The following is a 12,739-nucleotide window of genomic DNA, read 5'->3' on the forward strand; positions in this document are numbered from 1 at the left end:
AATTAACGTATTATTAACATTCGGAAATCCGATGTGTGATGCATCAGGGGGCGTCAATACCGGAAAAGAGTTTTCCGCGTTAGGAACCATTTCTCGATTTTGTGGATTCCTTTTACTTGTGCTGTTGCTCCTGCCGGACAGCGCTTACGCCGTTTCCGTCGGCGATCCCGTGCTCAACCCGGTCACCGGCGCCCTTGAGACCGTGGTGCAGGTGCAGGCTGACGGGTCTGTGCTGACCAACCACAACAACGTCATTTTCACGCGCCTCGGGATTGGCGAAATATACGATGTCGACGGCGTTGACTACGCCGTCGATTCGGTCGTGAAAAACGGTGCCGGGCACATTGTCACCCTCAAACTGAAGGAAAAAGGTGGCTCCGCGACCATCGACCAGCCGGTGCTGCAACCCTTTGTGGATGACCCCAATGGCGGAACTGCCGGCATCATACCCGGCGACCCGGGTGGGCCGGTTTCGGTTGCCATACCGGCCGGCAATGTCAACGTCGTCCACGACCACCGCGCGGGCCCGAGCGGCTCCAGCGGCCGCAATGGCTATGGCGTCGGGATCTGCATTGGAGCCTGGAAGTTCAAGACCTGCTTTACCGTCGGCCGGAATGGCAATCCGGGCGATCCCGGCCATAACGGGCCGGCAGTCGTGCGCAACATAACCGTAGGAAACAACGGCAATATCCAATCGATAACGCCGGGCCTGGCTGGCATCACGGTCATCAGCCAGGGCGGAAACGGGGGAAAGGGCGGCGATGCATACGGGGCGAATATCAGCGCCAAGCATGGTGGCGCGGCCGGTCTGGGCGGCCCCGTCAACCTTACCTCCAGCGTCGAGATATCAACGCAGGGTGCCGGCGGGCACGGTATCTTCGCCCAGAGCCGCGGCGGCAGCGGCGGAAATGGCGGCAGCGGCTTTATCTTCGCCGGCAGTGGCAGCGGCGGGCCGGCAAGCGCCGGCGGAACCGTCACCGTCACGAATACCGGCAAGATCCTGACCATCGGCAAGGGCGCTGTCGGCATCTTTGCCCAGTCCATCGGTGGCGGCGGCGGTTCTAGCGGCAACAGCTACGGGATCGTCGGCGATGTCGGGACAGCCAGCGTCGGCGGCCATGGCAATACGGTCAGCGTGACCAATGCCGGCGAAATCGAGACACGCGGCGTGGACGCTCACGGCATTCAGGCTCAGTCCATTGGCGGAACAGGCGGCAATGCGGGCGATGCCATCGGTGTTGTCGCCCTGGGCGGGTCGACGCCGGGTGCCGGCGGCGGCAATGGCGGTGCCGTTTTCGTTCGCAACAATACCGGGAGCCGCATTCTGACCAAGAACCACGGTTCGATGGGCATCTTCGCGCAGTCGGTCGGCGGTGGCGGCGGCAATGGCGGCTTCGCTGCCGGCTTTCTCGCGCTGGGCTCCGGCGGTTCGCGCGGCGGCAATGGCGGCACCGTTGATGTGCGGACACAGGCCGGGAGCTCCATACAGACGGAAGGGATATCCGGCCATGGCATCCTGGCGCAGTCCATTGGCGGCGGTGGCGGGACCGGCGGATCCGCGGGCGGTCTGGTTGCCTTGGGCGGCAGTGGGGGAGCGGCCAGCCATGGCGGTCAGATCCTCGTCGTAAACCGTGGTTTCATAATCACGAGAAATCATGAAGCGAAAGGAATTTTTGCCCAGTCGATCGGCGGCGGTGGCGGTTCCGCCTCCGGCACCGGCGGTGTCATGTCGCTTGGCGGCGGCGGCGGGTCCGGCGGCAACGGGGGCATCGTCACGGTCGACAACTCCGGTGCGATTGAGACCAGCGGAATCGGCAGCGACGCGATCCTCGCGCAATCGATCGGCGGCGGCGGCGGTTCGGGCGCCGCCAGCGGCGGCCTTGTCGCGTTGGGAGGTTCGGGCGCACAGGGCGGATCGGGGAGCACGGTCAGCGTCGCCAACAGCGGTACATTGGCGACATCCGGCAGACGGGCACGGGGCATCCTTGCGCAATCGATCGGCGGCGGCGGCGGATCCGGCGGAGATACAGGCGGTGCCGTCGCTCTCGGCGGTTCGGGCGGTGTCGCCAGCAGCGGCGGGAACGTGATTGTCAGCAACAGCGGTCAAATCGACACCTCCGGAAATGTTTCCCACGGCATCCAGCTTCAATCCATCGGCGGCGGCGGCGGCGATGGCGGTTCCGTCGGGGGGCCGGTATCGATCGGCGGAGCGGGTGGTGCGGGCGGTCATGGCGGCACGGTCACGGCGACAAACTCCGGGCGCATCTCAACCGGAGGAAACGATTCGCACGGCATCTTCGCGCAATCCGTCGGCGGCGGCGGCGGCAGCGGCGGAAATTCCTTCGCCGTCGGCGCTTTTGCGTCCGTCGGCATTGGCGGCAGCGGCGGCAATGGCGGGGTCGGCGGGACAACCACGGTCAATCTCGGTCCGCGCACGGTCGTCATCAATGGCGTGCCGACCCAGATCGACCCGCTCATCACGACCGAGGGTGACCGGTCCAACGGAATTCTGGCGCAGTCGGTTGGCGGCGGCGGCGGCAATGGCGGGTTCTCGACATCCATCGCGGCCGGGGCCTTCGGAGCGGTGTCCGTGGGTATCGGCGGTACGGGCGGTTCGGGCGGGTATGGTGGCCAGGTTCAGGTCAACGGCAATGGCGCGGTAACGACACAGGGCGTGAATGCGGACGGTATTCTGGCCCAGAGCGTCGGCGGCGGCGGCGGCAATGGCGGCTCGGTGACTTCCATCGCCGTCGCGGCAGGCAAGGGCGGCGCGGTTTCCGCTTCCTTCGGTGTCGGCGGCTCGGGCGGCGCCGGCGGTGCCGGCGGCAGGGTTCAGATCCGTTCCGGCGGTTCCGTCACAACGAACGGCGTCATGTCGGACGGGCTGATCGCCCAATCCATTGGCGGCGGCGGCGGTAATGGCGGATATTCCCTCTCCCTTTCGGGCGCGGTCTCCGACACGGCTGCCGTTGGCGTGGCCGTCGGTATTGGCGGCCGGGGCGGCAATGGCGGCAGCGCCGGGGTGGTCGATGTCCACTACGCCGGCACGGTGACGACCAGGCAGGCCGATTCGACCGGAATCTTGTTGCAGTCGGTCGGGGGCAGCGGCGGCAACGGAGGCTTCAATGTCTCCGGTGCCGTCGCAGGCGCTGGTACCGCCGCGGGTGCGGTCGCCGCCGGTGTGGGAGGGTCCGGCGGTGGCGGCGGTCACGGCGGTTTGGTCGCCGGCGTGATTAACGGCAGCGTGCGAACGGACGCCGCCCGGTCAAGCGGGATCGTGGCGCAGTCGGTCGGCGGCGGCGGCGGCAACGGCGCATTCAACGTATCGGGCTCGCTTTCCGGCTCGGGCACAGGCGCGGGCGCCGTATCCGTCGGAGTTGGCGGTTCGGGCGGCAGCGGCGGTAGCGGCGGCACCGTGACCATGAACCACACCGGAAACATTACCACCATGGGCACCGCTTCCAGCGCCTTCGTCAGCCAGTCCATTGGCGGCGGTGGCGGCAATGGCGGCTTCAACGTCTCGTCGGCCGTGTCGGCTTCAACCGGTACGGGCGCCGCGTCCGTCGGCGTCGGTGTCGGGGGTTTCGGCGGGGGCGGCGGATCCGGCGGGCGTGTCATCGCGGACATCGCCGGCGACATCGCTACCGGTGGCAAAGATGCGAACGGGGTTCTCGTTCAGTCGGTCGGCGGCGGCGGCGGCAACGGCGCATTTAACGTGACGGGCGGCCTTGCCGCATCGAGCCAGGGGGCTGCGACGGTCGGTGTCGGGGTCGGCGGCTTCGGCGGCGGCGGCGGTCAGGCGGGCGCTGCCACCCTGCGGATGACAGGCGACATCACCACCACGAAAGACAACGCCTATGGCGCGCTGGTCCAGAGCCTCGGCGGCGGTGGCGGCAGCGGCGGGCTTAACGTGAGTGGAACGGTCTCCATGTCGATCGGCAACAGCGGAGCGATCGGGGCCGGTGTCGGCGGCTTCGGCGGCAGCGGTGGTAGCGGCCAGACCGTCGATGGCAGGGTTGACGGCACGGTGCACACATCCGGTGCCAATGCGTTCGGCGTCCTGGCGCAATCCGTCGGCGGCGGTGGTGGCCAGGGCGGCGTCAATATCTCCGGCACGCTCAGTCTCGCGACCAAATTTTCCGGAACGGCGTCGGTCGGCATCGGCGGTTTCGGCGGAACCGGGGGGACCGGCGGCAATGTCGATTTCAGCCGTACGGGAAACACGGTCACTACCGGCGTGCTGTCGGACGCGGTGACGTTCCAGAGCATCGGCGGCGGCGGCGGCAACGGCGCCATGAACATCAGCAGCGGCATAGCCGGGACCACATCGGGCACGTCCGCTGCAGTGAATATCGGCGTTGGCGGCTTTGGCGGCACCGGCGGCGGCGCCGGCAATGTCAAGGGTCGCGTGACCGGTGATGTCCAGGCACTGGGCATCAACATCCCGGCCGGTGTGCCGTCGGAAATGTTGACGTTGCTTCGGGCGCAAGGCTCCAACGGCGTTGTTGCGCAGTCGGTCGGCGGCGGCGGCGGCAACGGCGGGGTCAATGTCTCAAGCGGCCTGTCGCTCGGCTCACTGACCGGCAGCGGCAACTATGCTCTGACGCTCGGCTTCGGCGGCTTCGGCGGTGCGGGCGGCAATGCCGGCACCGTCGACCTGGCGGTCCTTGCGGAGCGTAAGGAAGTTTCGGGAATTGTTGTCGCGCAAGGGATCATCCAGTCGAAGGGATTCGGAAAATCCGCCGTTTTGGCACAGAGCCTCGGCGGCGGCGGCGGCAATGGCGCCATCAATGTGTCGGGTGGCGTCAGCATCGATGGCGGGATCACGGCCGGCATCGGCGGATCGGGCGGCAATGCCGGCATCGGCAACACCGTGATTGCGTCCGTCAGCGGCGATGTGTCGGCGTTTGGCGCGCGGTCCCGTGGTTTTGTGGCGCAGTCGGTCGGCGGCGGCGGCGGTGACGGCGCCATCAACATCAGCGGCGGCATTCAGGCCAACACTGCGTCGGCAAACCCCTCACTCGTTTTTGGCCTGGGCGGTGCCGGGGGCGGCGGCAATGCCAGCGGCACCGTGACGGCAACACAGAGCGGAACCGTCGTTGCCACCGGCGTGGAGGCCATCGGCATCCTCGCCCAGTCCGTTGCCGGCGGCGGCGGGTCCGGCGGCCTCAACGTCTCTGCCGATGTGGCCGTCGGCAGCGGGTACAACGCCACGATCGGCATCGGCGGCAATGGCGGCGCCGGCGCCAATTCCAAAATGGTCACCCTGACCAGCAACGGCGCGGTGACGGTCAATGGTGCCCGCACATCCAACAACCCGTTTGGAGGAACGCCTCTCGGACCGGCCGGAACGAACTTTGCGGACCGCGCCAACGGCATCCTGGTCCAGTCGATCGGCGGCGGTGGCGGGTCCGGCGGCGTCAACGTCGCGGGCGCCATTTCGCCGTTCGGCAGCCCTCTGGCTGCCAGCGTCGGCGGAAGCGGGGGCGCGGGCGGCAATGCGGGCGCGGTCCTGGTCAATCGCGGCCAGACGAGCCAGGCCTTGCTGCAGACCATCGGAAACAACGCCAATGCGCTGACCGCCCAGTCCGTTGGCGGCGGCGGCGGCGATGCCGGAATCAACATTGTCCTGGCAGCCAGCCTTGCCAATCCGACCGGCAGCCAGTCCCTGATCCTGGCGGTGGGCGGTTCGGGCGGCGCCTCGGGATCGGCATCGACGGTCACGGTGAACCAGAAGGGTGAAATCAAAACCGCCGGAAACCATTCCGTCGGCCTGCTCGCCCAGTCGATCGGCGGCGGCGGCGGCAATGCCAATTTCAACATCGGCGCCGGCTTCAACAAGGACGCAAAGGCGGTCAACCTCGCCATCGGCGGCGGCGCCGGCAATGGCGGAACCGGCGGCGCCGTCACGGTCGATCAGACCGGCAACATCACGACGGCTGGTCTTGGTGCCTCGGCGATCATCGCTCAAAGCATCGGCGGCGGCGGTGGCAACACGGCTCTGAGCCTGATCCTCAATCCGGGCACCGGCAAGTCTCTGGATGTCACCATCGGACGCACCGGCGGGACCGGCGGCGCCGGCGGGAACGTCACGGTGACGGCCGACGGTGTTTTCACAACGGCGGGGGACATGGCGACTGCCATTATCGCGCAAAGCCTCGGCAATGGCGGCGGAAGAAGCACGGCGACAACGGTGGCTGTCGGCGCTCAATCAGGCACCGAAAAGACCAAGAAATCAGCCGCCGCGCAATTGTCGGTCGGGCTTGACGGCGGCAGTGGCGGCACGGGCGGCAAGGTGATTGTCACGGTGGATGGCGTTGTTTCCACAAACGGTCAGGCCTCGCATGGCATCCATGCCCAGAGCATCGGCGGCGGCGGCGGGACCGGTGGCTTTGTAACCAACATCCTGTTCCAGGAAAGTGCCTCTGCCAAAGTCGGCGTTGGCGGCAGCGGCGGAGCCGGGGCCAAATCCGACACGGTCGACGTGACCAGCAGCGCGGATATCACGACAAACAAGGCGGATTCGCACGGTATTCTCGGCCAGTCCATAGGCGGTGCCGGCGGCACCGGCGGCAGTGCCGTGACATTCGCGCCGCTTGTCGGGAGCGCATCGTCCAATGGATCCAACTCCGTCACGGTCGGTGTCGGCGGCAGCGGCGGAAGCGGCGCGGAGGCGGAAAAGGTCAAAATCGTCAGTTCGGGGACCATTGAGACGAAGGAGGGTCAATCCGCCGGTATCGTCGCCCAATCCATCGGCGGCGGCGGCGGCAGCGGCGGCCTCGTCATCAACGAGACCTTCGTCGGCGGACAGAACAGCAATGCCGCCAATCTGGGGATCGGCGGCAGCGGCGGCACCGGAGGCCTGAGCCGGACGGTGACGGTCGAAAATACCGGCAATATCAAGACCGCCGGCAAGCGGTCCTACGGCATTCAGGCGCAGTCGGTCGGCGGCGGCGGTGGTAACGGCAGCCTGGTGGTCAACGACACCACATCCAAGCCGACGGCCGGATCGGCGGCCAACAGGCTGGACATCAATATCGGTGGCAGCGGCGGAACCGGGGGCAGCAGCGGAAATGTCACCGTCACGAACACCAATTCGGCCCGCATCGATACCGGCGGCGAAAACGCCCACGGCATCTTCGCACAGGCGATCGGCGGCGGCGGCGGCAACGGCAGCGCCATATTCACGCAGAACATCGCAACCGGGCAAAAGAGCATTCTTGCCGGTATCAGCATAGGCGGCGACGGCGGCAGCGGCAGCAGATCCGGAAACGTCCTCGTGACCAATGACGGGGCGGTCCAGACTTTGGGCGATCAGGCCCACGGCATATTTGCCCAATCCATCGGCGGTGGCGGCGGTAACGGCGGGACCAGCATTGCAAGGAGTGTCGTGCTGGCAAAAGACATAAACCGCCTCAGCCCCCTGGTTGCCATAGGAGGCAAGGGTGGGTCCGGCGAGGACGCCGGTGATGTCGTCGTCAACAACACCGGGACCATTCGCACCGAAGGCAAGAACAGCCACGGCATTCTGGCCCAATCCATCGGTGGCGGCGGCGGCAACGCCTCCCTTGGCCTGGCGGTCGCCAATGGCAGCGGTAACGCGATTTCAACGTTGATTGCAAACAACCTTTCGATGCTTGTCGGAAGCAGCGGCGGCGGGTCCGGCGGCCTGGGCGGCAAGGTGACGGTCAACCACTCCGGCGACATCACGGTCACCGGTCAGGGCTCCCAGGCGATCAAGGCGCAAAGCATCAACGGCGGCGGCGGCGGTCTCATCCTGGATTTGAAGCGTGCCACGGCGCTGGGTCCCGGTTCGCTTATTCCAATCGGCGGGGGCAGCACATCCGTCAGTTCCAATCCAGCGCTCGAGATCATCGCCGGCGGCAAGGGTACTGAGAACTCGGCCGCCGCGGCGGTATCCGTCAACACGACCGGAACGTTCGGCCTGACAGGCCATCACAATACCGGCAGCAGCATCCAGGCGATCGGCGGCGGCGGCGGCACGACGCTCACGCAGCTGGTCCTCGCGCAGACCGCCGGACAGGTGCCGGGCGCGATCGAAATCGTATCCACGCTTGGCGGCGAAAACGGCAAGAACAACAACGGCGCAGCCATCACCGGAAGCCACGCCGGCGGCCTGATTGCCCTTGGCGCGGATACCCAGGGCGTCCTGCTGCAGAGCATCGGTGGCGGCGGCGGCCGCTCGACATTCACCGTCGATATGACAGACGGCGAGATCGGGCTATCGGCGTTAAGGGCCGGAGGCATCAACGGCACGTCCGAAGCCGGCGGAACGGTGACCTATCACATTGACGACGACGTTATCGTCATCGGCGAACAGTCCGTCGGCGTCCTTGCACAGTCCATCGGCGGCGGCGGCGGTTACCAGACCTTCGACACGACACCGCCACCCTCCTCCGTGTCCGCCGCGGCGGCACTCGCCGCGCCGGTGGCGGCAGGCTTTGCCGCTGCCGCGCTCGCCGCCCCGCCTCCCGTCGATGTCGTGCTCGGTTCCAATGGCGGCACCGGCAATGACGGCAGTGCCGTCAATATCACCAGGCTCGGCGACACGGCGACGGCAGGCGACAATTCCAGCGCACTCGTGCATCAGAGCATCGGCGCCGGCGGCGGCGTCGAGCAGGTGAGTGCCGGCGGCGCGCAGCTGAATGTGACGCTTGGCGGCCAGTCCGGCGCGAACGGCGATGGCGACGCGGTGACGCTGAACAATACCGGCATCGTTTCCACAGCCGGCAGCCGTTCGCACGCGATTGTCCTGCAATCCATCGGCGGCGGCGGCGGCGCGGTGTTCCACGACGCCGACGCCACCCAGGTAAACATGACACTCAGCGCCGCCAATTCCGGAGACGGCGGCGCCGTGACACTGGTGCAGAGCGGCAATGTCGCCACCAGCGGCCGGGAATCCTTCGGCATCGTACTGCAGAGCCTTGGCGGCGGCGGCGGCTTCATCGACGGGGTCTTCACCGGTACTGCGGGAGGCAGTGGAACCGGCGCCGGGGTCGACCTGACGCTCGATGGCAATGTCGAGACAAGCCACGAGACATCGACGGCTGTCCTGGCTCAAAGCGCCGGGACATCGGGCGGCAACATTGCGATCCACCTGAAGACCGGCCGACTGATCGCCGGCGGTGCGAAGGGCATTGGCGTCGACCTCAGGGAAGGCGCCGACAACACCGTCACCAATGACGGCGTCATCACCACCATGGCTCTGGTTGACGGTCTGGCTGTTTCAGGAACCACCGGCAACGACACTATCGAAAACAACGGTCTGGTAACAGGCGATATCAAGCTGGCCGGCGGCATCAACGCGTTCAACAACAGGGTGGACGCCGCCCGGTTCAACATGGGCAAGACCGTCGATCTGGGGCTGGCCTCCAACCGGTTGTTCAACAACGGGATCATTGAACTTGCCGATACGGGCAAGATCGAGACGGTGTCCACCACCCAACTCGGCGGCACATTCGTTCAGACGGCCACGGCCAACATCATGGCCGATTTCGACTTTGTCTCGGGCGACACCAAGGTGGGCAAGATCGACCGCATCGACGCGACCGGTTCGGCGTCGCTCGACGGCACGTTCGATTTGTTCGTCGTCAATCCCAACGCCGCCGCGCCCGGTACCCACGAGGTCACGTTCTTCACGACGCAACAGGATATGACGTCGCAGAATCTGGTCCTGAACGCGCCGGTATCGGCCGTCGCCGAGTATGACATCCTGTATCCGAGCCTGAAGGAGGCGAAATTCGAATACATCATTGACTTCTCGCCGGTCGGCCTGAACAGGAACCAGACCACCTTCGGCGACTACATCAACAATGTCCAGCTCGCCGGCGGCTCCCCCAAGTTTGCCGATCTTGTCGGGACGGTGTTCAAGATCGAAACGCTTGATGGCCTGAAAGAGGCGTATGATTCGCTCAGCCCGGAGCCCTATGCCACCAGCCTTGCCACGACCACCGTCAGCGCCGGCAATTTCGCCGACGCGATGCTGAGCTGCAACGACAGGGACGGGAAGTACCGGTTCATCGCCGAACACACATGCGCCTGGGCGCGGATCACCGCCGTCGAGCAGAACTATCGCGGCACCATCGAGAATTTCGCCTATAACGAGACCAGCCACGGCTTTGCCGCGGGAATTCAGGGCGATATCAACGAAAAGCTCTATCTGGGCATGGCCGGCTCCTATGAGCAGACGTCATTCCGCTCCGGGTCCAACGCCACTGGCGATGGACATCGTCCGCAGGCCGGCCTGGTGCTGAAATATATCAACGGCGGCACAAAGCTGGCCGGATCGCTCATCGGCGGCCTCGGCTCCTTCGACACGAGCCGCGTCGTCAATGTCGGCACGGTGGGCGGCATCGCCACGGCGACGCAGAAGGTGGCGTATCTGTCGCTCAATGTCAGGCTGGCACATCTCTACGATTTCGGCGGCACCTATCTGATGCCGACGGTCGATGGCGCGGCAACCTACATGCACCAGAAGGGGTTTACCGAAACCGGGGGCGGCCTCACCAATCTGACCATCGACAGCAGCTCGCAGGTCTACTGGTGGATCGCGCCGCACATGGAGGCGGGCGGCGAACTCGATCTCGGCGCATCAGTGCTTCGGGCCAAGGCCAAGGTCGGTTTACTGCAGCATCTCGGGGAAGTGCCGGCGGTCGCAGCCAATATCGACGGAACCCCGGCCGGCGTTCCCTCCGCCATTATCAAAGCCGGCCAGGATAATACGCTGCTGACTCTTGCCGCCGGTCTGGACTGGATCGCCGGCAACGGCGTCAACCTGCAGGCGAATGTCAGCGGCCAGTTCGGCCCGAACACCACCAACAAGCAGGGTTCGCTGAAATTGACGGTTCCCTTCTAATTCGGACAGGATGGCGGAGATCCGATGAGCCGCGATAACAAGGGGGATTGAACGACATGCTTCTCAGATTTGGAAACGGCAAGAGTGCGGGGCCGACGGCCGCGCTTGCGGTCCTGATAGCCGGACTGGCCTTCAATTCTTCGGCAAGTGCCCAAAATGCCGGCGCGCCCGACAATGCCAGGAACTGGAGTGTTGTCTGCGTGTCCGCCGGCCGCGAGGACGCCCTTGCATGCACGATGGAACAGCAGATCATCGTACGCGAGACCGGTCAGCGGCTGGCGCGACTGACGATCAAGACGACAAAAGCCGCCGAGGACGGTTTCGCGTCGCTGCTGCTGCAGGTTCCCCTGGGATTGTCCATCGTCGACGGCCTGTCCATGCAGGTGGACCAGGCCGCGCCGGTCGCGATCCCCATCCAGACCTGCGATGCCAATGGCTGCTACGGCGGACATATCGTCGACCAGGCGCTGCTTACGGCCTTGCGCGCCGGCAGCCAGCTTGTCTTGAGCTTTTTCGATCTGCAGAAGCAGAAGATAGACGCCAATTTCACGCTGGCGGGCTTCACGGCGGCTTACGCCAGGATCGATTAGCGGGTCCGTGCCTATTTTCGTCGAACCAGTGCTAGCGGCCCGCATCTGAAATCGCCTTGTACGCTTGTTTCAGACCCTCGGCGCCGCCCGTCATCTCATGCGGTTGCGGCGTGTGGCCTGCGGCTATCAAGCGGCGGGAGATCATGTGCACAGCGGGCTGGTTGATGGAATCGACGGCAACCAGCTTGCCGGCCGACAGGTGAAACACGCTGAATGCGTTGTCCTCGCGGTTGCCGGTCAGGATGTGCTCGTCGGCGCCGAAGGAAACGCCTACCATCTGGATCTTGGTATCGCCCATATCGGACCAGAACCAGGGCACGTCGTCATAGGCCCGGAGGGTCCCGGTTATGGTGCGTGCGGCATGTTTGGCGTGGTCGGTGGCGTTCTGCACCGACTCGAGCCGTACCTTCCGGTCGATCAGCCCGTGGCGGTAGTTCGCACAGTCGCCGATCGCAAGGATGTCCGCATTCGCAGTTCTCAGATGATCGTCCACGGCAATGCCGTTTTCGCAGGCCAGGCCGGCCTCGCGCGCAATCCGGTTGTCCGCATCGACCCCGACGCCGACGATGACGAGATCCGCCGGCACAGGCGCCTGGTCCTTCACGCGGACGGCGGTGATGCGCCCGGCATTGCCGTCGACGGCCTCGATTGCCGTATCGGTGACGATCCGGATGCCGGCGGTTTGCGCCCGGGCATGCATGTGATCGGAGACCACCGGCGCGACGGCGCGGCCGACAAGGCGCGGCGCGGCCTCAAGCACCGTGACGTTCTTCGAAAGCCCGGCAAAGGTGAAGGCCAGTTCCATGCCGATGAAGCCGCCGCCGATAACGACGATGTCGTTCGCATCAGCCGCTGCATCGCGCAGCGCATTCGCGTCGGCAAGCGTGCGCAGGCTCAGGCAATTCGTGAAGCCGCCGTCGAGCGCCTCGATACTGCGCGCCTTTGCGCCCGTTGCCAGAACGGCGGTGCTGTAGCCGAGCTTGCGGCCGTCGGAGAGGCTGACCGTACGATCATGGGTATCGATACGCTCGACCGTTTGCCCGAGGGCCAGTTCGATGGCGTTGTCGCTGTAGAATCCTTCCGCTCGCAGCACCTGCGGCTGTGTTGCCGGGTCTTTCTGAAACGCCTTCGAGAGCGGCGGCTTGTGGTAGGGCAGCGTATCTTCCGCACTGATTAAAACGATCCTCCCGTCATATCCTTCCTGGCGCAGGCTTGCGCCCATCTGGGCGCCTGCATGGCCGCCTCCGATGACGATCAACGGCTTGTTCATGTT

3 protein-coding genes are annotated in these 12,739 nt (G+C 65.7%); 2 read left to right on the forward strand and 1 reads right to left on the reverse strand.

Annotation, left to right across the window (positions count from 1 at the left end; translation table 11 throughout):
• Positions 1-118: 118 nt before the first annotated feature.
• A complete protein-coding gene (locus E4M07_RS29150; RefSeq protein WP_169054295.1) occupies positions 119-10,876 on the forward strand; it encodes an autotransporter outer membrane beta-barrel domain-containing protein in 10,758 nt (3,585 codons plus the stop codon).
• A gap of 56 nt (positions 10,877-10,932) precedes the next feature.
• Positions 10,933-11,466 carry an invasion associated locus B family protein gene (locus E4M07_RS19500; protein WP_136660074.1) on the forward strand — a complete coding sequence of 178 codons (534 nt, stop codon included), beginning with the start codon at positions 10,933-10,935 and terminating at the stop codon, positions 11,464-11,466.
• A gap of 31 nt (positions 11,467-11,497) precedes the next feature.
• On the opposite strand, the gene E4M07_RS19505 is transcribed toward E4M07_RS19500, so the two are convergent.
• Positions 11,498-12,736, reverse strand: coding sequence for an FAD-dependent oxidoreductase (locus E4M07_RS19505; protein WP_136660075.1), 1,239 nt, complete (start codon positions 12,734-12,736; stop codon positions 11,498-11,500).
• Positions 12,737-12,739: the final 3 nt, after the last annotated feature.

The organism is Nitratireductor sp. XY-223 (assembly GCF_004959855.1).
Taxonomy (GTDB): domain Bacteria; phylum Pseudomonadota; class Alphaproteobacteria; order Rhizobiales; family Rhizobiaceae; genus Hoeflea_A.

Bases quoted from the DNA above. Each gene is read 5' to 3' on its own strand.
- E4M07_RS19500 (WP_136660074.1), top strand. From the start codon at position 10,933: ATGCTTCTCAGATTTGGAAACGGCAAGAGTGCGGGGCCGACGGCCGCG.
- E4M07_RS19505 (WP_136660075.1), bottom strand. From the start codon at position 12,736: ATGAACAAGCCGTTGATCGTCATCGGAGGCGGCCATGCAGGCGCCCAG.